19 protein-coding genes are annotated in these 22,753 nt (G+C 58.1%); 11 read left to right on the top strand and 8 right to left on the bottom strand.

Annotated elements, in window-relative coordinates:
- Positions 1 to 49: 49 nt before the first annotated feature.
- The gene (gene uvrA, locus ACL2XQ_RS00505; protein ID WP_410012601.1) at positions 50 to 2,905 is read left to right on the top strand and encodes an excinuclease ABC subunit UvrA; all 2,856 of its coding nucleotides are present in this window, start codon (positions 50 to 52) and stop codon (positions 2,903 to 2,905) included.
- A gap of 56 nt (positions 2,906 to 2,961) precedes the next feature.
- Here uvrA and ACL2XQ_RS00500 read toward each other — a convergent pair whose 3' ends face one another.
- Positions 2,962 to 3,606: a TenA family protein gene (locus ACL2XQ_RS00500; protein ID WP_410012602.1), complete on the bottom strand. Its 645-nt coding sequence runs from the start codon at positions 3,604 to 3,606 to the stop codon at positions 2,962 to 2,964.
- A 2-nt stretch (positions 3,607 to 3,608) separates the two neighbouring features.
- Complete coding sequence (locus ACL2XQ_RS00495; RefSeq protein WP_413739921.1) at positions 3,609 to 4,451, bottom strand: BtpA/SgcQ family protein; 843 nt, start codon at positions 4,449 to 4,451, stop codon at positions 3,609 to 3,611.
- A gap of 27 nt (positions 4,452 to 4,478) precedes the next feature.
- Between ACL2XQ_RS00495 and ACL2XQ_RS00490 the strand changes: the two genes are divergently transcribed.
- On the top strand, positions 4,479 to 5,378 hold the full coding sequence (locus tag ACL2XQ_RS00490; RefSeq protein ID WP_410012604.1) for a ribokinase: 900 nt from the start codon (positions 4,479 to 4,481) through the stop codon (positions 5,376 to 5,378).
- A gap of 91 nt (positions 5,379 to 5,469) precedes the next feature.
- Here ACL2XQ_RS00490 and ACL2XQ_RS00485 read toward each other — a convergent pair whose 3' ends face one another.
- Complete coding sequence (locus ACL2XQ_RS00485; RefSeq protein WP_410012605.1) at positions 5,470 to 6,441, bottom strand: substrate-binding domain-containing protein; 972 nt, start codon at positions 6,439 to 6,441, stop codon at positions 5,470 to 5,472.
- A gap of 415 nt (positions 6,442 to 6,856) precedes the next feature.
- Between ACL2XQ_RS00485 and ACL2XQ_RS00480 the strand changes: the two genes are divergently transcribed.
- The 5 genes from ACL2XQ_RS00480 to ACL2XQ_RS00460 all read left to right on the top strand — a co-directional run bounded on the left by ACL2XQ_RS00480 (position 6,857) and on the right by ACL2XQ_RS00460 (position 12,347).
- Positions 6,857 to 7,876: a LacI family DNA-binding transcriptional regulator gene (locus tag ACL2XQ_RS00480; protein WP_413721849.1), complete on the top strand. Its 1,020-nt coding sequence runs from the start codon at positions 6,857 to 6,859 to the stop codon at positions 7,874 to 7,876.
- A 432-nt stretch (positions 7,877 to 8,308) separates the two neighbouring features.
- Positions 8,309 to 9,055 carry an ATP-binding cassette domain-containing protein gene (locus tag ACL2XQ_RS00475; RefSeq protein ID WP_410016658.1) on the top strand — a complete coding sequence of 249 codons (747 nt, stop codon included), beginning with the start codon at positions 8,309 to 8,311 and terminating at the stop codon, positions 9,053 to 9,055.
- Positions 9,056 to 9,078: 23 nt separating this feature from the next.
- A complete protein-coding gene (locus ACL2XQ_RS00470; protein WP_410016659.1) occupies positions 9,079 to 10,074 on the top strand; it encodes an ABC transporter permease in 996 nt (331 codons plus the stop codon).
- Positions 10,075 to 10,079: 5 nt separating this feature from the next.
- Entirely contained in the window at positions 10,080 to 11,159 is a 1,080-nt protein-coding gene (locus ACL2XQ_RS00465; protein ID WP_410012607.1) for a phosphotriesterase, read from the top strand.
- 45 nt (positions 11,160 to 11,204) lie between these two features.
- A complete protein-coding gene (locus ACL2XQ_RS00460; RefSeq protein ID WP_413727371.1) occupies positions 11,205 to 12,347 on the top strand; it encodes a M20 family metallopeptidase in 1,143 nt (380 codons plus the stop codon).
- 41 nt (positions 12,348 to 12,388) lie between these two features.
- Here ACL2XQ_RS00460 and ACL2XQ_RS00455 read toward each other — a convergent pair whose 3' ends face one another.
- The 5 genes from ACL2XQ_RS00455 to dnaB form a co-directional block, all read right to left on the bottom strand.
- The gene (locus tag ACL2XQ_RS00455) at positions 12,389 to 12,742 is read right to left on the bottom strand and encodes an MmcQ/YjbR family DNA-binding protein (RefSeq protein ID WP_410012609.1); all 354 of its coding nucleotides are present in this window, start codon (positions 12,740 to 12,742) and stop codon (positions 12,389 to 12,391) included.
- Between the two features lie 2 nt (positions 12,743 to 12,744).
- Entirely contained in the window at positions 12,745 to 13,161 is a 417-nt protein-coding gene (locus tag ACL2XQ_RS00450) for a secondary thiamine-phosphate synthase enzyme YjbQ (RefSeq protein WP_410012610.1), read from the bottom strand.
- 175 nt (positions 13,162 to 13,336) lie between these two features.
- On the bottom strand, positions 13,337 to 14,527 hold the full coding sequence (locus ACL2XQ_RS00445) for an aromatic amino acid transaminase (protein WP_410012611.1): 1,191 nt from the start codon (positions 14,525 to 14,527) through the stop codon (positions 13,337 to 13,339).
- A gap of 94 nt (positions 14,528 to 14,621) precedes the next feature.
- On the bottom strand, positions 14,622 to 15,716 hold the full coding sequence (gene alr / locus ACL2XQ_RS00440) for an alanine racemase (protein WP_413727372.1): 1,095 nt from the start codon (positions 15,714 to 15,716) through the stop codon (positions 14,622 to 14,624).
- A 17-nt stretch (positions 15,717 to 15,733) separates the two neighbouring features.
- Positions 15,734 to 17,140 (bottom strand): replicative DNA helicase, encoded by a 1,407-nt coding sequence (gene dnaB, locus ACL2XQ_RS00435; RefSeq protein ID WP_410012613.1) that lies wholly within the window; start codon positions 17,138 to 17,140, stop codon positions 15,734 to 15,736.
- 150 nt (positions 17,141 to 17,290) lie between these two features.
- On the opposite strand from dnaB, the gene ACL2XQ_RS00430 reads away from it, so the two are divergent.
- From ACL2XQ_RS00430 to ACL2XQ_RS00415, 4 genes are all read left to right on the top strand, one after another.
- A complete protein-coding gene (locus ACL2XQ_RS00430) occupies positions 17,291 to 18,274 on the top strand; it encodes a quinone oxidoreductase (protein WP_413721845.1) in 984 nt (327 codons plus the stop codon).
- Between the two features lie 624 nt (positions 18,275 to 18,898).
- A complete protein-coding gene (locus ACL2XQ_RS00425) occupies positions 18,899 to 19,945 on the top strand; it encodes a hypothetical protein (RefSeq protein WP_410012615.1) in 1,047 nt (348 codons plus the stop codon).
- Positions 19,946 to 20,032: 87 nt separating this feature from the next.
- A complete protein-coding gene (locus ACL2XQ_RS00420) occupies positions 20,033 to 21,025 on the top strand; it encodes a hypothetical protein (RefSeq protein ID WP_413727373.1) in 993 nt (330 codons plus the stop codon).
- An 11-nt stretch (positions 21,026 to 21,036) separates the two neighbouring features.
- Positions 21,037 to 22,722, top strand: a complete 1,686-nt coding sequence (locus ACL2XQ_RS00415; RefSeq protein WP_413727374.1) for a hypothetical protein — start codon at positions 21,037 to 21,039, stop codon at positions 22,720 to 22,722.
- Positions 22,723 to 22,753 lie beyond the last annotated feature (31 nt).

Genomic DNA, 22,753 nt, shown 5'->3' with positions numbered 1-22,753 from the left:
GCAGGCATCACCGGCGGCAAATATTCATCCGGTGTCGGGATTAAGTTGAATGGATAAGATCGAAGTTCGGGGTGCGCGTACCCACAATCTGAAAAACATTAGTCTGATTATTCCCCGCGACAAGCTCATAGTGATTACCGGCCTGTCCGGCTCCGGCAAGTCCTCGCTGGCGTTCGACACCCTGTATGCCGAAGGGCAGCGCCGCTACGTCGAATCGCTGTCCGCTTATGCCCGCCAGTTCCTGTCGCTGATGGAAAAACCGGATGTCGACCATATCGAGGGGTTGTCCCCCGCTATTTCCATCGAGCAGAAATCCACCTCGCATAACCCGCGCTCAACCGTCGGGACGATTACCGAAATCCACGACTACCTGCGCCTGCTGTTCGCCCGCGTCGGCGAGCCGCGCTGTCCCGATCACGACGTGCCGCTGGCGGCGCAAACCGTCAGCCAGATGGTGGATAACGTGCTGTCGCAGCCGGAGGGCAAGCGCCTGATGCTGCTGGCGCCGATCGTCAAAGACCGCAAAGGCGAGCACAGTAAAACCCTGGAAGGCCTGGCCACCCAGGGCTATATCCGCGCCCGCATCGACGGCGAAGTATGCGATCTCTCCGATCCGCCCAAACTGGAACTGCAAAAGAAACACACCATCGAAGTGGTGGTCGACAGGTTCAAGGTGCGCGAAGATCTGGCCCAGCGCCTGGCGGAATCGTTTGAAACCGCGCTCGGCCTGTCAGGCGGCACGGCGGTGGTGGCCGAGATGGACGGCGGCGATGCCGAGGAGATGCTGTTTTCGGCCAACTTTGCCTGCCCGATCTGCGGTTATAGCATGCCGGAGCTGGAACCCCGGCTGTTCTCATTTAATAACCCGGCCGGCGCCTGCCCCACCTGCGACGGACTGGGCGTGCAGCAATACTTCGATCCGGAACGTGTATTGCAGAACGAGGAAATCTCGCTGGCGGGCGGCGCCATTCGCGGCTGGGATCGGCGCAACTTCTACTATTTTCAAATGCTGCGCTCCCTGGCGGACCATTATAAGTTCGATGTGGAAGCGCCGTTCAATGCGCTGGACGCCTCGGTACAGCAAAAAATCCTGTTCGGCTCCGGCAAGGAAACCATTGAGTTCAGGTATATCAACGATCGCGGCGACAGCTCGGTCAGGCGCCATCCTTTCGAGGGCGTGCTGCCGAACATGGAGCGCCGCTATAAGGAAACCGAATCCTCGGCGGTGCGCGAGGAACTGGCGAAATACATCAGCAACCGGCCCTGCGCCAGCTGCGGCGGCACCCGCCTCAGGCGCGAGGCGCGCCATGTGTTTGTGGAAAACACCACCCTGCCGACCATTTCCGATATGGGCATCGGCAATGCGCTGGGGTTCTTTGATGAGATGAAACTCAGCGGCCAGCGCGCGCAGATTGCGGACAAAATCCTCAAGGAGATCCGCGATCGGCTGAAATTCCTGGTGAACGTGGGCCTGAACTACCTCTCGCTGTCCCGCTCGGCGGAAACCCTGTCCGGCGGCGAGGCGCAGCGCATCCGCCTGGCCAGCCAGATCGGCGCCGGCCTGGTGGGGGTGATGTATGTGCTGGACGAACCGTCCATCGGGCTGCACCAGCGCGATAACGAACGCCTGCTGGAAACGCTTATTCATTTGCGCAACCTCGGCAATACGGTGATTGTGGTCGAACATGACGAAGACGCCATCCGGTCGGCGGATCATATTATCGATATCGGCCCGGGCGCGGGGGTGCACGGCGGCGAAATCGTCGCGGAAGGCACCGCCGAGCAGATCATGGCCAATCCGGCCTCGCTGACCGGCCAGTTCCTAAGCGGCAAGCGGGAAATCGCCATCCCCGAACACCGCATACCGGCCGACCCCACCAAGGTGCTGAAGCTTATCGGCGCCCGGGGCAATAACCTCAAGGATGTTACGCTGACCCTGCCGGTGGGCCTGTTTACCTGCATCACCGGCGTCTCGGGTTCCGGTAAATCGACGCTTATCAATGACACGCTGTTCCCAGTGGCGCAGCGCCAGCTCAACGGCGCCACCACCACCGAGGTCGCCCCTTATCGCGATATCCAGGGCCTGGAACATTTCGATAAGGTCATTGATATCGACCAAAGCCCCATCGGGCGCACGCCGCGCTCCAACCCGGCGACCTATACCGGCGTATTCACGCCGGTGCGTGAACTGTTTGCCGGCGTGCCTGAATCCCGTACCCGCGGTTATACGCCGGGGCGTTTCAGTTTTAACGTGCGCGGCGGACGTTGCGAAGCCTGCCAGGGCGACGGGGTGATAAAAGTGGAAATGCACTTTCTGCCGGATATCTACGTGCCCTGCGATCAGTGCAAAGGGCAGCGCTACAACCGTGAAACCCTGGAAGTGAAGTATAAGGGTAAAAATATCCACGAGGTGCTGGATATGACCATCGAGGACGCCCGCGAGTTTTTTGACGCGGTGCCCGCACTGGCGCGCAAGCTGCAAACCCTGATCGACGTGGGCCTGTCCTATATCCGGCTGGGCCAGTCGGCGACCACGTTGTCCGGCGGCGAGGCGCAGCGCGTGAAGCTGGCGCGCGAACTGTCGAAACGCGGCACCGGGCAGACGCTGTATATCCTTGACGAACCCACCACCGGGTTGCATTTTGCCGATATCGAACAGCTGCTGGCGGTACTGCACCAGCTGCGCGATCAGGGCAATACCATCGTGGTTATCGAGCATAACCTGGACGTGATTAAAACCGCGGACTGGATTGTCGATTTGGGTCCGGAAGGGGGCAACGGCGGCGGCGAAATCCTGATCTCCGGCACGCCGGAAACGGTGGCGGCCTGTGAAACCTCGCATACCGCGCGTTTTCTCAAGCCGATCCTGGCGCGCAAACATCATCCGGTAACCTCCGTCGGGTGATGGCGCAAAGCCGCCCTACCCAACGCCGGGCAACCACCCGGCGTTGTTTCCCTGCCTTATTGGGTATACGCCGCCTCGTGAAAATCAATTTCCCACACCAGCACCTGGCGGTAAAGGTCGGAAAGGCGCTGGCGCTCCGTCTCCGGCAGGGCCGCGGCGAGGGCGTCCAATTCCTCTTTTAACCAGCGCGCCTGGGCAAAAAACGCCTCGGCGGCATGCATCTCCACCCAATGGCGCAAATCGGCGTCCGACTGCGCCGACTCGCTGACGCGCCGACACCAGGCGTAATACATCCACTCGGCGCCGAACATCAGGGTAATAATATCCGCATAGCCCCCCTGCCGCGCCGCCGCCAGCATACCGTCGCGAAAACGGGCGACCGCCGGCACATCGCGCCTGTAGTTGTTAATATCGATGCCGCGCCTTGCCAGCACGTCCTCAAAATAGCCCATCTGCTCGTCCACCAGCGCGTTTAGCACGCCCACCAGCCAGCGCTGCTGGCGGATGCCAGGCGCCTTGCTCACCGCCAGGGCAAAAATGCCGATGGCCGTGGCGACAAAATCGCCTTCAAACACCAGGTACTGGTTAAACACCCGCGCCGGCAGCCGATCCTGCCCGATATCGGTGACAAAACGATGCTGCTGCATGGCCTGCCAGGTGGATTGATGTTCCGCCAGCAATTGTTCGCTAAAACTTATCACGATCACGCCTCCAGCGCGGCCCGCGCCGCGGCCATAAAATGTTTAACCCGCGCCGGCTCCACTTCGTTCCACCATACGCCGCCCACTTTCAGGGTGCTGGCCACGATCACCCCCTGGGTGCGCTGCAGGATCTGTCCTACGTTATCTGGCGTGACGCCCGACCCGACCAGCAACGGCAACGCCGTGGCCGAACGGATTTCGTCAATTTCCTCCAGGGTGGCGCTGTCGCCGGTGCGCTGGCCGGTGGCGATCACCGCGTCGGCCTGGAAAAAATCCACATCGCGGGTCAGTTCCTGGATGGAGCGATCGGCGACAATGGCATGGCTGCCGTGTTTTACATGGCTGTCGGCAAACACCCGGATATGCTCGGCGCGCAGCAGGCTGCGATAACGCAGCGCCCTGGCCGCCGCCCCCTCGATAAAACCTTCGTTGGCGATGTAGGCGTTCGCCCATTGGTTGACCCGGATAAAATCCGCGCCGCCCGCCAGCGCCGTGGCCAATGCCGGCAACGCCGCATTGGCCAATACATTGATGCCGAGCGGCACGCCGAATTCCATCTTAATACGATCGGTGATTACCGACATTAACGCCGCCGTTTCCGGGCCGATATCCTCAGGTTTAGAAAAAGGAATATCGCCGTGGTTCTCGACAATTAATCCATGCACACCGCCTTCAATATAACTTTTTGCGTCATAGAGCGCGCGATCAATTATTTTAGCAAAAGACTGGCCTTTATATTGTGGCGAGCCGGGAAAGGCTTCGCAATGGACCACGCCAATAATCGCTTTGTTTCTTGAAAATATATCTTGTATTGCGCTTGGTTTTTCTGCTGATATAGATGCCATTATGTTTCACCTTCTAAGGAATAATTTATGCACGTCTATGTCGTGGGTAATATGGGCGTTGACCAGACCTATCAAATCGATGAACTGCCGGAAAAAGGCGCATCGATCCATGGCCGAAAAATATCGCAGGATCTTGGCGGTAAAGGCGCCAATCAGGCCGTAATATTGGCCCGCTGCGGAATAAGCACCACATTAATCGCCGCCCGCGGCAACGATCATCAGGGTGACTGGTGTCGCGATAAATTAGCTCAGGAATCATTAACATTATTTCCAGAAGAACCCTTGGATTGTGCGACCGATACCTCGATTATCTTAAACAGCGCCGACGGTGATAACGCCAATATTACCACCACCACCGCCGCCGGGATGTTATCGCTGGCGCAGATAACTGCCGTCCTGGCCGATGCCCGGCCGGGCGATATCGTCTTGCAGCAGGGTAATTTCTCCTTTGATAAAACGCGCGCCATTTTTGAATATTGCCGCAGCCGCCGGTTATACACCGTGTTTAATCCCTCGCCGGTCAAAACGGAATTCGCCCGGCTCTGGCCGCTGGTCGATTTGGCCGTGGTGAACAGCGTCGAGGCCCGTTTGCTCAACGCCGCCCTGGAAAACAGGACCGACGCCGCACGGCGCCTGCTGGCCGGCGGCAACGGCGCCCTGGTCATGACCCTGGGCGCCGACGGCGCGGTATTGTTCAGGGACGGCCGGCAACTGCGGGCCGAAGCCGCGCCCTGCCGGGTCGTCGACACCACCGGCGCGGGCGATACCTTTTTGGCGGCCATGCTGGCCTCCGCGCTGCGGCGCGACCTGCCGGTTGATGCTATCGCCCTGCGGCACGCGGGCCTGGCGGCGGCAGTCACCATCGGCCGCAGCGGTACGCTGCGCGCGTTTCCCACCCGCGCCGAGCTTGACGCCATCCTGGCGTGACCGGACGCGTTCATCCATCCCGGCCCGGGCCGGGATGCCGTACGGGTAATGGCGTTATCACCCATGACCATCAACACCGATCCGATCGGCGTTATTTAAACAATGGCCGATAGGTATCGACGTTGGTTTTGGTCACCACCGCGGCCGGTACCAGGATATTTTTCTCCACGCTGTTGCCGGCGGTTACCGCGTTTAGCGCCTTCAACGCCTCGGCGCCCATTTTCTGCGGATCCTGCTGCAGTACCGCCGCCACATACCCCTGATCGATACCGGCAATCGCCTGGGCGGTCAAATCCCAGCCGAAGACCTTGATATCGCCCTGGCGCCCCTGGTTGACCACCGCCGCCATGGCACCCAGCAGCGCCGGCTCGCCGGTGGCGTAAATCGCGGTCATATCCGGGTTGCCGGTGATCAGGTTTTCCGCCGCGGTCAGGGCATCATCCTGGATATTGCGTCCGTCCACCACATCGGCGACGGTAATCGCCGGATTCTTTTTTATCGCGTCTTCAAAACCTTTCTGCCGGGCATTCTGAATGGCTGAGTTCAGGGCGCCGACAATACCGACCTTCGCTTTGCCGTTCATATTTTTTTGTACATAATCGGTAAAATAATCGCCCAGGATCTGGCCTCCTTTGACATTATCCACGCCCACCTGGGATTTTTGCGGGCCGTCCGGGAGTACTGCATCGATGGCGATAACCGGTATATGGGCGTCCGCCGCTTCCTTAATGGCGGGCATAATGCCGTTGACATCAATAGCATCCACCAGGATGCCTTTCACTCCCTGCTGGATATAGTTTTCGATGGCGTCATTCTGCGCCACCGGATTGTCGTTGGCATTAAAGATGACCAATGATTTACCGCTCTCTTTCGCGGCTTCCTGCGCGCCTTTATTCATCAGGTTAAAGAACAACGCCTGCTGGTTAATTTGCACCAGCGCGTAGGTGGGCGGCGCGTCCTTGGCCATTGCCCCGGCGGAGAAAACCCCGCCGGCCACGAGCGCGGCGGCGCTTAGCGAGCATGCTACAGTACGGATAATTTTTTTACTGGCATAGAATGACATAACGTTGTCCTCGTCGGAAATAAACGCTCAGGGCATGATGGGAAATGTAAAGCGGCAGCCGCGTTACGCATCAAGGATTATTTTTTGGCGGGACAAATATCTGATAGCGCGAAGAAACATTCCCGGGCTTAAATCGTTTTCGCCGGGTTTGCATACATCGTCACTGCTGAATCCTTACCATAACCTGTCCATGTAGGCTATTTCACGGCAGGAACCAACAGGCTTGGGAATAACTCCCGGTTACTCTTTGGTGCAGGTAAACTGTTAATTACAATTAATCGGCGCCGTTTTTTTGTCAAGCGCTAATTTTTTTATGGCTAGCAGCCGGGAGCCCGCGCCGGCTAAAAAAAGGCTGTAAACGCCTGACTAAAATGTGTTAACAATACCGCTGGATTCACTGACAGCGGTGGGCTGGATGGGTAAAAAAAGGGTCGTACTGTCGGATGTCGCCGCTCTGGCAGGCCTGTCCAAGGCTACCGTTTCGCGCTACCTGAATAACAGCATCGTCCTGCCGCAGGCCACTATTACGCGTATCGAGGATGCCATTGCCAGTCTGGACTATCGGGCCAACAGCCTGGCGCGCCGCCTGAGCAAGGGCGGCAGCGAGACTATCGGCCTGGTGCTGCCGGATATTACCAATCCTTTTTTTGCCGAGCTGGCCGATGCGGCGGAAGAGGCGGCCTCTGAACACCACTACAGCCTGGTGCTGTGCATTACCCGCAATAATCCCGACAAGGAGCGTCAGTTTATCCGCTGGCTGGATACCTGCCAGGTGGACGGCCTGCTGTTCACGACCAACCGGCCCGATAACGGCCTGCTGCGCGAGGAGTTGCTGGGCCATCAGCGCATCGTGCTGATTGACGAGGATATCCCGGGCAGCGCCGTGCCTAAGGTCTTTGTCGATAATGTCCAGGGCGGAATACTGGCCACCCAGCATTTGCTTGATGCCGGACACCGGCGTATCGCCTTTGTCGGCGGTCCCGACGCCCTGATGAGCGTGCGGGAACGGCATGAAGGATTCAGGCAGGCGATGGCGCGCGCCGGTTTGAGCTGCCCGCCGGAATGGGTACTGTATGGTGATTACAGCCGCGAGTTTGGCCAGGCCGCCCTGCACCGGCTGCTGGCGCTGCCGGATGCGCCGAGCGCGGTATTCGCCGCCAGTGATTATCTGGTGCTGGGTCTGCTGGACGGACTGCGCCAACGGGGCCAAAGCGCCCCCGACGCGCTGTCGCTGGTCGGCTTCGATGACGCCAGCTATGCCGAGCTTATCACCCCGCGGCTGTCCACCATTCGCCAGCCCGCCCGGCTGCTGGGCCGCACCGCCATTGAGATTATGATGAAGCTGCTTGGCGGCGGCCAGGCGGTGGCCCAGGTTACCCGCATCCCGGTGGAATGGATTGGCCGCGATTCGGTTAAACCTTATGCTCCGGTCTAACGCTTTTGCACCATAACGGCGCATGCCTGCACAACCCTGCGTCACGGCGCGGTAATCCGCGCCGGTCCCCCTGACCGGCAAGTCCGGGATCGCAATGTTGCGAATAATTTTTATTATCTTAAAAAACAGTTAAATACCGGTTTATTGCACGACTATGTCGCCCCCTGCCCATCCTGAATGGCATGAAAGCTGCTTGATGGCGTATGGCGATACAAATATCCATGAGCAGCGCGTTATTGCGAGTGGAGCGGCGAAAGTGGATTCCCGTTATTTTGGTAAACCGGTTTACAAAGGAATGCAAACCGAAAATAACGGCAATTTCCGACGCCGGCGTGACGGCCCTGCGGGCCGGCATGTCCCCCCTTCGTATTTGTTAACACGAGTGGAGGTTAATCAATGGCTGTAGCACAGAGGGTGCCACCCCGGGTGGAGATGGTGGCCATCACCAAAACCTACGGATCCATACGTTCGCTACGCGGCGTCAATCTCAAGCTGGCGCCGGGCGAGGTGCTGGGACTGGTCGGCGATAACGGCGCGGGCAAATCCACGCTGACCAAGATTTTATCCGGCGCGGTGGTCCCCTCCAGCGGCGCCATCCGCATCGACGGCAGCGAACAGCGATTCGCCACGCCCGCCGATGCCCGCCGCTGCCATATCGAAATGGTCTATCAGGATTTATCGTTGTGCGACACGGTGGATGTGGCCGGTAATTTATTTATGGGCCGGGAGCCGCAGACGCGGCTACTGGGCATGCCGTTCCTGGATGAAAAAAGAATGCATGCCGAGGCGCGGGACATGCTGCAGGGGCTGGGCATTTCCATTCCCGATACCCGTCTGCTGGTGCGCAACCTGTCCGGCGGGCAACGGCAGGCCATCGCCATCGCCCGCGCCGCGGCATTCGAACCCAAGGTGCTGATCATGGATGAGCCGACCGCCGCGCTGGCGGTGGCCGAGGTGGAGGCGGTTCTGGCGTTAATCAAACGCGTCAGCGCCCGCGGGGTCAGCGTGATCCTGATTACCCACCGCTTACAGGATCTGTTCCTGGTATGCGATCGCATTATGGTGATGTACGAGGGCACGAATGTTGCCGACCGCCGGGTGGCCGATACCAGCCTGGCGGAAATCGTTAACCTTATCGTTGGCGAAAAGTTCGAGGCGCATTCCGCCCGCGCCCATTAACGGGGGATCTCCGCATGAGTATGATAAATATGACCAGTACCCGAATGATCCGGCACTCCCTGCCAAGACGCATCCTGCACAATCACTCCGGCGTGGTCAGCATCGCGCTGTTTTGCCTGTTCTGCTGCGTGGTGTTTGCGCTGATTACCGATAACTTCCTCAGCGGCGCCAACTGGCTGAATATTATTCGCCAGAGCGCGCCGCTGCTCATTGTCGCCACGGCCATGACGCTTGTGATCACCACCGGCGGCATCGACCTGTCGGTAGGATCCACCCTGGCCCTGGTGGGCGCGCTGTCCGCCATTGCCCTGAATAACTGGGGATTGCCCTGGCCGGTGGTGCTGCTGGGCGGCCTGGCGCTCGGCGGGATGATAGGCGTGCTTAACGGGTATTTTATCGCCTATGAAGGCATCCCGGCCTTTATCGTCACCCTGGCGACGCTTGCGGTGGTGCGCGGCGTGGCGCTGCTGATAACCCAGGGCTATTCCATTCCCATCCCGGCCGATAGCCCTTTTACCCTGCTGGGACGGGCATGGGTGATAGGGTTGCCCTTGCCGGCCATCCTGGGCGTGCTGGCCCTGCTTTGCGGGCATGTATTGCTTAATCACACCCGTTTCGGCCGTTATGTCACCGGCATCGGCTCCAACACCGAAGGGGTCAGGCGCGCGGGGGTCAATACCCGCGCCACCACCCTGTGGGTGTATGTGCTAAGCGGCATGAGCGCCGCGCTGGCGGGAATGATTATTACCGCCCGCCTGGGCAGCGGTTCCTCCAACCAGGGCGAGGGATTCGAGCTGCAGGTTATCGCCGCGGTGGTGCTCGGCAGCACCAGCCTGTTCGGCGGATTCGGCACCATTATCGGTACCCTGCTGGGGGCCCTGTCCATTGCCGTAATCCAAAACGGACTGATCCTGTCGCATATATCGCCGTTTTATACCCAAATTGCCACCGGCACCATAATCCTGCTGGCAATCTGGCTCAATACCCGCATTTTTAATCCCGTGCCGACCAAAGGATAGACAGGATGCAAAACTCGATTTTCCGCCATGCCGATCCGCTGCCGCTCGGCGTGGACAGCGGTTATGTGATGACGGTGCTCGGCCCGCTGCCGGTGGCGCGGATGGGGGTGACCCTGATGCATGAGCATATTCTGCTGGATGCTTCCGGCAAATGGGTGCCGCCCTGCTGCTGCAGCGAACGCCACCTGGCCGAAATGCCGGTGCGGATGGAAAACCTCGGCGAACTGGCGCTCAATCCCCTGGCCAGCCGCGATAATTGCCAGCTGTTCGACCCGGAGCTGGCGGTGGCGGAGCTGATGAAATTTCGCGCGCTCGGCGGCGAAACGGTGGTTGATCCCACGAATATCGGCATCGGCCGCGATCCGCTGGCGTTGCAGCGCATTTCGCGCCTTACCGGCCTGAATATCGTGATGGGCACCGGCTTTTACCTGGAACCCTCGCATCCGGCCTACGTCAAGACCCGATCGGTGGAACAGTTAACGGAGCAGCTTATCTACGATGTCGGCGGCGCCGTGGAAAAACCGCTGGTTATCGCCGGGCTTATCGGCGAAATCGGCGTATCCGCCGCGTTTACGCCGGATGAAGAAAAATCGCTGCGCGCCGCCGGACGCGCCAGCGCCGCCACCGGCGTGCCGATGGAAATCCATTTGCCGGGCTGGGAACGCCACGGCCACCGGGTGCTGGACATCCTGGAGCATGAGGGCGCCGACCTGCGCCATGTGGTACTGTGCCATATGAACCCCAGTTTCCAGGATAAAACCTATCAGCGCGATCTGGCGCGGCGCGGCGCGTTCCTGGAATACGATATGATCGGCATGGGTTATTATTATGCCGATGAAGCCGCGCAATCGCCGTCGGACGAAGAAAACGCCCGCGCCATTCGCGAGCTTATCGACGACGGGTTTATTCAACAGGTGCTGCTGTCCCAGGATGTATTCCTGAAAACCATGCTGACCCGCTATGGCGGCCATGGCTATGGTTATATTCTTAAGCATTTTGTACCGCGCCTGCGGCGCCACGGCATCAGCGGCGAGCAGTTGGAAACCCTGATGATCGATAATCCCCGGCGTGTCTTTACGCGCTGAATGCCGCGGGGCATCGCCCCCGTGGCGCTGATTGCGGACCAAGCCATGAACCCGAACGATGACGTTATTTCACTCACCCGCGCCCTGGTGCGGTTTAATACCATCAATCCGCCCGGCGACGAGTCTTTATGCATGGCATTCCTGGCGGATTATCTGCGGGAACAGGGATTCAGCATCGATCTCAAGCGGTTCGGCGAGCGGCGGTTTAACCTGGTGGCCCGCCTCGCGGGCCGGCGGGCCGACGAGAAACCGCTGGCGTTCACCGGCCATGTGGATACCGTGCCGCTCGGCAATGCGGAGTGGCGTTTTGACCCCTTTGCGGGCGAAATCAGCGACGGCCGGCTGTACGGGCGCGGCGCCAGCGATATGAAAGCGGCCATCGCCGCCTTTATCGTCGCCTGCCGCCAGTATCGCGACGCCATCCTGGCAGGCCCCGGCGTGGTGCTGGTTTTAACCGGCGGCGAGGAAACCGGCTGCGACGGCGCCCGGGCGTTGATCGACGCGGCGCGCGACACATTGCCGGCGGCAGGCGCGCTGATTGTCGGCGAACCCACCGCCAACTATCCGGTCATCGGCCATAAGGGCGCCTTGTGGCTGCGCTGCGAAACCCGGGGAAAAACCGCCCACGGCGCCATGCCGGAGTTGGGTATCAACGCCATTTACCTGGCCGCCGAGGCAATAGGCAAGATCCGTCATTTCGCGCCGGGCGCGCCGCATCCGCTGATGAAACAGCCCACCCTGAACGTCGGCACCATCCGCGGCGGGCTGAATATCAATTCGGTACCGGACCATAGCCAATTTGACGTGGATATCCGCACCGCGCCCAATCTGCGTCATGACGAAATCCGCCAGCGGCTGACCACCGCGCTGGGCGATACCGTGACGGTGACGACGCTTGTGGATCTGCCCGCGATACTGACCGAGCCCCGCAACGCCTGGATCCGCCGGGTATTCGAACGCTGCGCCCCGCTGCATGACGCGCAGCCAGAGCCGCGCGTGGTGCCCTATTTTACCGACGCCTCGCTGCTGCTGGGCGCGCTGGGCGCGCCGCCGTGCATTATCCTCGGCCCCGGTGAACCGACGATGGCGCATCAAACCGACGAATACTGCGCGGTGGATAAACTACGGCAGGCCGTAGCGCTGTATGGCGCTTTAATTAGCGACTGGGGAAAATACGGCGCGGCGTAACGGCACAGGCGCCGCCGCGGGGTGAGCGCGTTTTCGCCCTGTCAGATATTCAGTTCCTGGCGCCGCGCGTCCGGCAGCGATTCCACCGCCAGCTGCCAGGAGGCGTCGGCCAGGTGATAAAACTGCGAATCAGGGATATCCCCGTCCAGGAACAGCGTATTCCAGTGCGTTTTATTCAACAGGCCGCACGGCACGATGGCTTGATATTCCGCGCGCAGCGATGCCGCCATTTCCGGACTGCTTTTCAATGAAATCACGGGCTTGCCATTCATTTCGTGGGTCATGGCGAACATAACCTCCCCCACTTTTACCTGACTGGCCTGCCATTCTTGCCGCAGGCTCTGTTCCGTGCCCGGCTTATCCATGCAATACGCCAGAAATGTGGATTGATCCATATTTACTCCCCTTGCAGGGTAGCGACGATGCGGCGCTCCCCTCCCCGATTACGATGTTCACCCAGCCAGATGCCCTGCCAGGTCCCCAATAGCAATTTACCCCGACCGATGGGGATCAACAGTGACGCACCCAGTAAAGACGATTTAATGTGCGCGGGCATATCGTCCGCGCCTTCGTAATCATGTTCATAGGGGGCGTCCTCGGGCACCTGGCGCAGGAAATGGCTTTCCATATCGGTTCTGACGCTGGGGTCGCAGTTTTCATTCAGCGTCAGCGAGGCGGAAGTATGCTGCAGCAATAAATGCAGCAGGCCGGTGCGAATATCGGCAAGCGCGGGGAGCTGGCCGGCTATCTCGTCGGTGACCAGGTGAAAACCGCGCGCGCGGGCTTTCAGGATCAGGGTTTGTTGATGCCACATAGTTCAGGCTCCTTTCAGTAAGTTTAAGTATAGCAGCGCGAGCATAGGGGCATACCGGCGTGGAAAGGGGTGATTAATAGAGGGGGAACCGGAGAAAAGCGGGCGTTCATGGCAGGCGCCGGCGGCCCGCCGCCGGCAAAACGCGCGACGGGCCGTCAGGGCATTGCCGGGCACATTACAGCGCGGCGATAGCCCGCGCTACCCGCTGGACGTTATCGGTGTTCAGACCGGCGAGGCACATCCGGCCGCTGCCAATCAGATAAACGCCAAACTCGTCGCGCAGCCGGTCCACCTGCCGCGGGCTAAGGCCGGTATAGCTGAACATGCCGCGCTGCTCCAGCAAATAGTCAAAACGACGCGCGGGCAACGCGACTTTCAGCGCGCCCACCAGGTCCCGGCGCATCTGCAGGATACGCGCGCGCATGGCGGCGACTTCCTCACGCCACAGCGCGTACAGCGCCGGATCGTTAAGCACCCGCGCCACCACCTGCGCGCCAAAATTAGGCGGGCTGGAATAGTTACGGCGCACGGTGGACGTCAGCTGGCCCAGAACGCGCCCGGCTTCTTCCGCGCTGGCGCAGACCACGGACAACGTTCCCACCCGCTCGGCATAGAGCGAGAAAATTTTCGAGAACGACTGGCTTACCAGGCAGGGCAGTCCCAGCCGCGCCATTTCGCGCACCGCATAGGCATCCTCATCCAATCCTTCGCCAAAGCCCTGGTAGGCAATATCCAGGAACGGGATGAGTTCCCGCTCCGCCACCACGCTGATAACCCGGTCCCATTGTTCGCGGGTGAGATCGGAACCGGTGGGGTTGTGGCAGCACGGATGCAGCAGCACGATGCTCTGGGCCGGCAACTGGCGCAGGCATTCCAGCATGGCGCTGACATTGACCGTCAGCGTTTCGCCGTCAAAATAGGGATAACGGTTGACCTTAAACCCTGCGCCGGAAAAAATGGCCACATGATTTTCCCAAGTCGGATCGCTGACCCAGACTTCGGACTGCGGGAAATAATCCCTGAGGAAATCCGCGCCAATCCTTAACCCTCCCGAGCCGCCCAGGGTCTGGATGGTGGCAATGCGCAACGCCGCGCGCATCGGATGATGCTCACCGAACAGCAGCGACTGGCTGGCGGAACGGTACGAGGCCAGTCCCGCCATCGGCAGGTAGGATGATGCCTGCGTCGGGCTGACTTCAAGCAGGGATTCGGCTTGCGCCACCGATTTCAATTGCGGAATAATCGCCTGCTCATTGTAATACAGCCCTATGCTCAGGTTGACTTTGTCCGGTCGCGGGTCCTGTTTGTAGGTTTCCATCAGCGACAGGATTGGATCCCCCGCATAAGCATCAACATTCTGGAACACAGTGCAGCTCTCCTGGGTTGTCGGGTTCAAATATGAAACCTCGCCACTACATTACCAAATAAATATAATTATTTGTCATAACCCTAATTAAAATTTAACGGATGTCGCCGCCATCCACATACTCGCGCGCGACCCGCGAGGTGACCTTGGTGATAAGCTCATAGGCGCTGATGCCGCTGGCGGCGGCAATGCGTTCCACCGGAAGCCGCGGCCCCCACAGCTCGACGCGGTCGCCCACGCGCTCACGCCCGTCCGGCCCGAGATCGACGGTCAGCATATCCATGGAAACCCTCCCCGCCAGCGGCACTTCGCGGCCATTAACCAGCACCGGGGTGCCGTTCGGCGCGCTGCGCGGATAACCGTCGCCGTAGCCGAACGCCACCACGCCGAGGCGGGTATCGCGCGGGCTGACCCAGGTGCCGCCGTAACCGCAGGCTTCGCCGGCACGATGGCGGCGCACCGCAATCAGCACGGAGGCGAGGGTCATCGCCGGGCGAAAACCGTCGTTCGCCGCCGTGTTGTTATCAAGCGGCGAGACGCCGTAGAGCAGGATGCCGGGGCGCACCATATCGCGGTGGGATTGCGGCCACAGCAGGATGCCGCCGGAAGCGGCAATGGATTGTTTGCCCGGCCTGCCCTGCGCGAAGGCGTCGAAAACGGCCAGTTGCCGGCGGGTGGTATCCAGCTCCGGCTCGTCGGCGCGGGCGAAGTGGCTCATGATATTCACCGGCCCGGCGACATTCCGACAGGCCGCCAGCCGCGCGTAGAACGCCTCGGCCTGGGACGGACGTACGCCCAGGCGGTGCATGCCGGTATCCAGCTTCAGCCAGACCTCGAGGGGATGCGCCAGCGTAGCCTGTTCCAGCGCCTGCAGCTCCTCGGGGCTGTGCACCGCGGTGGCGAGACGGTATTCGGCCAGGAGCGGCAGCTCATCGGCGCTGAAAAATCCCTCCAACAGCAAAATCGGCTTGGTGATGCCGGCTTTGCGCAGCTGAAGCGCCTCGTCAAGACGCGCAACGCCAAAATAATCGGCCTCATCCTGCACGGCGAACGCGGTTTCCAGCAGCCCATGACCATATGCCTGCGCTTTTACCACCGCCACCACGCGGCTATGCGGCGCCAACCGGCGAACCTGCCGTAGGTTATGGCGCAACGCATCACGGTCAATAACGGCGATTGCCGTTTTCATTATCCTTGTCCTGGTTGTTAATCATCATCATATTGCGGCCCGGCGTAACTATCGAACCGCGACCACTGTCCGTTAAAGGTCAGCCGTACCGTCCCGATCGGGCCGTTACGTTGCTTGCCGAGAATAATTTCCGCGATACCTTTCATATCGCTGTTTTCGTGATAGACCTCGTCACGATAGATAAACATGATCAGATCGGCATCCTGCTCGATGGAGCCGGATTCACGCAGATCGGAGTTGATCGGACGTTTATCGGCGCGCTGCTCCAGGCCGCGATTGAGCTGGGACAGCGCCACTACCGGTACCTGCAATTCTTTTGCCAACGCTTTCAGCGAACGGGAAATTTCGGCGATTTCCAGGGTACGGTTTTCCGACAACTGCGGCACGCGCATCAGCTGCAGGTAGTCGATCATGATAAGGCTCAGGCCGTCGTGCTCGCGAAAAACCCGCCGGGCGCGCGAGCGTACATCGGTCGGCGTCAGCCCCGACGAGTCATCGATATACATATTGCGTTTTTCCAGCAGGATGCCCATGGTGCTGGAAATTCGCGCCCAGTCCTCATCGTCCAGCTGGCCGGTGCGGATACGCGTCTGATCGACGCGGGACAGTGACGCCAGCATACGCATCATGATTTGCTCGCCGGGCATTTCCAGGCTGAAAATCAGCACCGGTTTATCCTCGGTCATAGCGGCGTTTTCACACAGGTTCATGGCGAACGTGGTTTTACCCATCGACGGGCGCGCCGCGATGATAATCAAATCGGATTTCTGCAGGCCGGCGGTTTTTTTATCCAGATCGGAATAACCGCTTGAGACGCCGGTAACGCCGTCATGCGGTTTTTGGTACAACTGCTCGATGCGCGCCACGGTGTCTTCCAGGATGCGGTCGATGCTCTTGGGACCTTCATCCTTGCTGGCGCGGTTTTCGGCAATCTGGAATACCCTGGATTCCGCCAGATCGAGCAAATCCTCGCTGCTGCGCCCCTGGGGATCGTAACCGGCGTCGGCGATTTCGTGGGCGACGGCGATCATTTCACGCACCACCGCCCGTTCCCGCACGATATCGGCATAGGCCGAGATATTGGCCGCGCTGGGCGTGTTTTTGGATAATTCCGCCAGGTAGGCGAACCCGCCCACCGAATCCAAATCGCCTTTCTGCTCCAGCGACTCGGAAAGCGTGATTAGATCGATCGGCTTGTTCAGCTCCAGCAAACGCTGCATCTCGCCAAAAATCAGGCGGTGGGGACGATTGAAGAAGTCCTTGGCGGTGACGCGTTCCGCGACGTTATCCCAACGTTCATTATCCAGCATCAATCCGCCCAATACCGACTGCTCCGCTTCCAGCGAATGGGGAGGAAGTTTCAGACCCTCGACCTGGCGGTCACGGGAAAATTGTGTTTTGGCGGCTGGTTTTTTTTCTGACATGGAATAATGGTTTTGCCTGATAGATGCGACATTGGGTAAAACAGCATTGTAGCGTTGATTGTCGCCAAATCCTATGCGGCTTTGCAAACCGGTATTAAGCGCTTATGGTTAAATAAAGGGTAAATAACATTGTCCAAGCGAGGAACAGACATGGCCAAGCGCATTCAGTTTGCCGCCAACGGCGGACCGGAAGTGATGCAATACGTGGAGTTTAACCCGGCGGATCCGGCGGCGGGCGAGGTGCAGGTTGCGAATAAAGCCATAGGCATCAATTACATCGATACCTATGTACGCAGCGGGTTATACCCGACGCCCGCCAAGCCGTCGGGCCTGGGGACCGAGGCCGCCGGCATTATCATCAAGGTGGGCGCCGGTGTCTCCGGGCTGAAGGCGGGCGATCGGGTGGTGTATGCGCAGTCGCCCCTGGGCGCCTATAGCGACGTGCATAACGTGCCGGAAAAAAATATCGCCCTCCTGCCCGACGCCATTTCGTTTGAGCAGGCCGCAGCGTCATTTTTGAAAGGCCTGACCGTCTTTTACCTGCTGCGCCAGACCTACGAAATCAAACCGAATGAAATTTTCCTGTTTCACGCCGCCGCCGGAGGTGTCGGCCGCATTGCCTGCCAGTGGGCCAAGGCGCTGGGCGCCAAGATGATTGGCACCGTCGGCTCGCAGGAAAAAGCCGCCCTGGCCAAAGAGGCCGGCGCCTGGGAAATCATCAACTACCGGGAAGAAAACGTGCCGGAACGCGTTGCGGCGCTGACCCAGGGGAACAAGGTGAGCGTGGTGTATGATTCAGTGGGTAAAAACACCTGGGAAGCTTCGCTGGACAGCCTGCGCCGGCGCGGCCTGATGGTCAGCTTCGGCAACTCGTCCGGCCCGGTGACCGGCGTTAACCTGGCCATCCTGAACCAAAAAGGCTCGCTGTACGTTACCCGTCCCTCGCTTAACGGATATGTCACCAATCGCGAAGAGCTGAAATTTGCCAGTAACGAATTGTTCTCGATGATTGCCAGCGGCGCCATCAAGATCACGGTACCGGAGCGGCAAAAATACCCCCTGGGCGAGGCACGGCGGGCGCACGAGGCACTGGAAAACCGTGAAACCAACGGCTCCTCATTATTAATACCCTGATTAAGTTCGGCCACATTATCCCTTCCCTTCTCCGACCGCGGGGATAATCCATGGCCAAAGCATGCCTTGCGCCATGCAAAAAAACGGGCCTTCTCACGAAGGCCCGTCGATTACAACGAACTGCAAAACGCGTGTGTAGGTAGGACAGTGGCTTAAACAACGGTGTATGCTGCTTATACAGCTATTATTCACCGATGCCGATGAAACGCTTATGCTAAAACCGAGGTATTATTCTAACAGGATAGATAAGTAAAATGCATACTTTGCCGCTGACTGACGTCAGCAAAACATCAAAGTGTGATCCATCGCCCACATTTCCCTTCCTTACTTATACGCATACGCCGCGCGCCTCATTTTTTGATAGTGGCATCCGGCCATGCGGTGCGAGGAAAAGCGCCTTGGGCGTAATAAGGCGAAAAAGGCAATGGACTTCCGATTATTGCCGCGCTTAATATTGAATTAGCCGATTTCATTGATGCTGATAAACATATGCTTTATCTATGCTGATTTATTTCCGCATTGCCCATGTGTGTGCAACAAATCCGATTGGGAATGAACAAACAAAAGATAATTTTGCCGGTATTTGTGCCGGCAATTTTAGCGTAATTTCTTAGAGGGGTGCTTATGTCTGACACATTTTATCAACCTGATTATGCACCAGAGCACAATTCGGTATGCCCGGTAAATCCGCTGGCGGTAGAGATATCCTTGACCTCTGAGACCTATTATATTAACCCACAAGTCATCCCGGATGTAACGCTGAGCCTTTTCGCCAGTTCGGCGGGGGTGCCCCATAGAGACGCGTTGGTAACCTGGAGTTCTTCTTTTGGTGAAATTACACAGGTCACTGAGACGGACAATAATGGGATCACCACTAATACGCTGATGAATTCAGTGGCAAATCCTCAATTCGGCACCGCGACGGTAACAGCTTCTGTCGGCGGTAATAGCGCATCAATTAATATAATCTATTTTAATGCCAGTTTGCTGCCGGTGCGCGTGAATGGTCTGACGACACAAAATGTCTTGCCCGGTAGCGTTATCAAACAAGGCGTCCAGGCACTCATATATCGCCCGGTTGTGCTGGCAATTGGCGACGTATTCACTTTTTACTGGGGGTCTTTTAAAACGCAAAGATTCTATGATGGTACGAATATCCCTTGGGTCATAGATATTTCCGGTCTAGTGGATGCAGGAGTCGACCTCGTTGACGGAACCTACCTTGTTTATTATGAAGTAGAAAGTCAGAACGGCTTTTTTCCCTCCACGCCATTGCTTCTTGCTATTGAAGGAAGCCCCTATAGTCTTCCAACTCTGGCCGCGCCAACATTACCCTACATATCCGATTATCGTATAACTTATAATGCCGCGGTCCAGGGCGTCATAGTGCAAATTCCCGGTGGCCAGCCGAATGTCTCCAACGGGGACCATTACAGAATAACGTTAGCACTCAGCACCTACGCCGGCGTACCTATCCGTAGTACGGTGGTAGCGGAGGGTGACGTGACCAACTCAACGGTGGGCACAAACGCCACTATAAATTATTTCAATCTCCGGGAACTCAGTGGCGTAAACGGCAGTATTTCTTATAGCATTATCAATCGTATTACAAATGCAGTTAGTGTTTCCAATATTACAAGAGTATTGATCAATACAGTGTTACCCGGATAGACGTATTACCAAAATATCCCGAGCCAGAACATAACCCTGGCTCTCATCGTCCGTAATAGTGAATTATGGACAAAAAGGGGAAACGCTATGGCATTGCCTGAACCTACAGTTCCTCAAAAAAAAGAGGGTGTCGTTACCGGAAACGATTTGGCGGTGGCGGGGGGACTGATTGTAATTGTTCCCCGCTATGTGACCGCAGGGCTGGGCGATTATATTGATCTCATATTTAATGGAACATCAGTACTCCAGCGCATTATTATGGATTTAGCCAATGAACCGCCATTTTCTACAATTATCCCGGCGTATAATGTTCCGAACGGAAATAACACGCTATTCTATACGGTCACAGATACGTTTAATCAAACGAGTACATCGCCGGCGGCGGAGGTCTTTATAACCGGCAATAGCCAGGCGCCTTCACCCCCGTTGGCTATGGCGGTTTCAACCAATGCCGCCAGTATTGATTACGACGCTATTAATGTAGAACCGTTTAATCAAGGGGCATTGGTGGGGAGGCCAACTGCCCAGGTTAATGTCACTGTTAGCGAACCTGCTTTTATTTATGAGTCGCACAGTCAGAAATATAGCTTTTTTTTAGACCAAAATGGGCTTGGATTTTTTAAGGTGTATTCGCCAAGACAAGTAATGATATATTTAACAGCCTATGAAACCGACAGGCCCGATCGCGTATTGCACGACACCATGATTTTTGGTCCTTATAAAATTGGCAATGAAAATATCGAAGCCATAAACTTTACCACTCATGCTCCGGCGAATGGCCGCACGCAGAATTCTATTTACCTGCAAACCCGCCCCCAGGCCGGGGGCATATATATCACCGAAATCGACGTTAGGGTAAACGGGCATGCCGTTATTGCCGGCTACAACGCGCAAGCCGCCACCATCGCGTTGAACAGCGACAATTCGGTCGCTATCAATATCACTAATACCTATGTCGAGAGGGTGACGGTGATCCTGCGGCTGCCGCAGGTTGCCGGTGGGGCATTCACGCTGAATACCGATTTCGTCGCGCAACCGGTCCCCGGCATTGCGGCACCCGGTTATGTCAGGGATAGATAGGAGAATCGCCTATGTATTATCTTGCAAACATGCGCCAGGAATTTTCAGTATCGCTATCCGCCACCTCATCCGCAACCGCAGACGGGCAGGATACCAATAGCGCGACGGCAACAGCCTTACGGGATAACGACATTTTGCTGGCAAATGAAGATACCCTGTTTACCTTATCCGGCAACGCGCGATTTACCAATGGCTTAGCAACACAGCAACTTCGTACCGGCGTAACGGGCAGGGCCCAGGTTTTTTTCACTAATCAAAGTGCGGAAACTGTTATCGTACAGGCCATTCTCATTAACCGACCCGGCGCGATAGATTCCGTTACGTCGCAATTCCACCCGCCGGGGACGCCGGGCATGATACCCTGGGTCATGGGGCGGCGATCCCAGCAAACGGCGAGATACACGGGGAATCCCACGCTGTTAACCGCGCTTAACCGTATGGATCGCACATTACTTAACGCCCATTGGCAATATGAAGGTGAATCGATTAGCGTCAGCGGCGCGTATTTTATTGATACCAAGCCGGAAAAAATTTTGCGGGTCACGGCCGGCGGTGCGACGGCGCGGATACGACCGTTGAACGTAATAATCAATGACAATCATTTCGGTGCTGTGGCCGCCTGCCTTAATAATGGCAGCGTTGTAGCATGGGGGAATGCTGAAGCAACGGTGCCGGGGGCAATAGCCGGCCTGCGCGATATCGTGACGCTTTGCGCCACGCTTAACGCCTTTGCCGGCCTGAGGCAAAATGGCGGCGTGATCGGCTGGGGGATCGCGGGCCGGGGCGGGGAGGTACCTGCCGACATAGGTAATTTACGTGACATTATAAGCCTGTGCGCCTGTGATTTTGCTTTTGCCGCCATTCGGCAAAACGGCGGGGTGGTGGCCTGGGGTTCGCCGTCCGAAGGCGGGTCGGTGCCCTACAACATCAGCCAACTTCGCGATATCGTCAGCCTGCGGGCAACGGCTAATGCCTTTAGCGCGTTGCGCCAGGACGGTAGCGTGGTGGCCTGGGGCACAGTTTCAGGCGGTGGCATCGTGCCACCGGAAGCCGAAGTATTACGCGATATCATAAGCGTAAGCGCATCAAACCTTACCTTCACCCTACTCAGGCGCAATGGCAGCGTATTGTCCTGGGGAGGGGGGCAGCAACTCCCGCCGGAAATCGGCGCGCTAACCGATATTATCAGCGTAGTGTCGGCAAACTATGCATTTGCGGCCTTACGCAGAGGCGGAGGCGTCGTCGCATGGGGTACCGCGCAGTATGGCGGGTCTGTGCCTATGGCAATCGCCACGTTACGGGATATCATCGCCCTGTGCGGCAACGGAGGCGCGTTTGCCGCTCTACGTCAAAATGGCAGTGTCGTAGCATGGGGTCATGAATACTTTGGCGGCCCCCTGCCGGGCGTCATCGGCAGTTTAAGGGATATTGTCTCTCTGAGCAGTACGGAAACAGCCTTTGCCGCCCTGCGCGCCGATGGTAGCGTGGCGGCATGGGGCTCGTCATTCGCAGGGGGAAACCCTCCATTAAATATCACATACTTACGTAATATACGCGCTATCTATGGCGGTAGAAGGTCTTTCGCCGCGCTACAGGATGACTCACGGGTCAGCGTATGGGGCGGCGGCGAAGCCGCGCAACAAGCCAATGTTCCCGCCGTGCTGGCCGGCAATATTTCCTATACCCTGCCGGTGTAACGACGGGTCCGCCTGTCAATTATCCGCGGTT

The organism is Sodalis sp. RH14 (assembly GCF_047324285.1).
Classification (GTDB): domain Bacteria; phylum Pseudomonadota; class Gammaproteobacteria; order Enterobacterales; family Enterobacteriaceae; genus Acerihabitans.
The sequence above is the reverse complement of the archived record's forward strand: the minus strand, read 5'-3'. Positions and strand labels throughout refer to the sequence as shown.

What these genes read in the sequence shown, in the direction of transcription:
- ACL2XQ_RS00480 (WP_413721849.1), top strand. Translation starts at nt 6,857, where the DNA reads ATGGGTAAAAAAAGGGTCGTACTGTCGGATGTCGCCGCTCTGGCAGGC.
- ACL2XQ_RS00425 (WP_410012615.1), top strand. Translation starts at nt 18,899, where the DNA reads ATGTCTGACACATTTTATCAACCTGATTATGCACCAGAGCACAATTCG.
- alr (WP_413727372.1), bottom strand. Translation starts at nt 15,716, where the DNA reads ATGAAAACGGCAATCGCCGTTATTGACCGTGATGCGTTGCGCCATAAC.
- ACL2XQ_RS00420 (WP_413727373.1), top strand. Translation starts at nt 20,033, where the DNA reads ATGGCATTGCCTGAACCTACAGTTCCTCAAAAAAAAGAGGGTGTCGTT.
- dnaB (WP_410012613.1), bottom strand. Translation starts at nt 17,140, where the DNA reads ATGTCAGAAAAAAAACCAGCCGCCAAAACACAATTTTCCCGTGACCGC.
- ACL2XQ_RS00495 (WP_413739921.1), bottom strand. Translation starts at nt 4,451, where the DNA reads ATGGCATCTATATCAGCAGAAAAACCAAGCGCAATACAAGATATATTT.
- ACL2XQ_RS00485 (WP_410012605.1), bottom strand. Translation starts at nt 6,441, where the DNA reads ATGTCATTCTATGCCAGTAAAAAAATTATCCGTACTGTAGCATGCTCG.
- ACL2XQ_RS00490 (WP_410012604.1), top strand. Translation starts at nt 4,479, where the DNA reads ATGCACGTCTATGTCGTGGGTAATATGGGCGTTGACCAGACCTATCAA.
- ACL2XQ_RS00430 (WP_413721845.1), top strand. Translation starts at nt 17,291, where the DNA reads ATGGCCAAGCGCATTCAGTTTGCCGCCAACGGCGGACCGGAAGTGATG.
- ACL2XQ_RS00465 (WP_410012607.1), top strand. Translation starts at nt 10,080, where the DNA reads ATGCAAAACTCGATTTTCCGCCATGCCGATCCGCTGCCGCTCGGCGTG.
- ACL2XQ_RS00475 (WP_410016658.1), top strand. Translation starts at nt 8,309, where the DNA reads ATGGTGGCCATCACCAAAACCTACGGATCCATACGTTCGCTACGCGGC.
- ACL2XQ_RS00460 (WP_413727371.1), top strand. Translation starts at nt 11,205, where the DNA reads ATGAACCCGAACGATGACGTTATTTCACTCACCCGCGCCCTGGTGCGG.
- ACL2XQ_RS00455 (WP_410012609.1), bottom strand. Translation starts at nt 12,742, where the DNA reads ATGGATCAATCCACATTTCTGGCGTATTGCATGGATAAGCCGGGCACG.
- uvrA (WP_410012601.1), top strand. Translation starts at nt 50, where the DNA reads ATGGATAAGATCGAAGTTCGGGGTGCGCGTACCCACAATCTGAAAAAC.
- ACL2XQ_RS00415 (WP_413727374.1), top strand. Translation starts at nt 21,037, where the DNA reads ATGTATTATCTTGCAAACATGCGCCAGGAATTTTCAGTATCGCTATCC.
- ACL2XQ_RS00450 (WP_410012610.1), bottom strand. Translation starts at nt 13,161, where the DNA reads ATGTGGCATCAACAAACCCTGATCCTGAAAGCCCGCGCGCGCGGTTTT.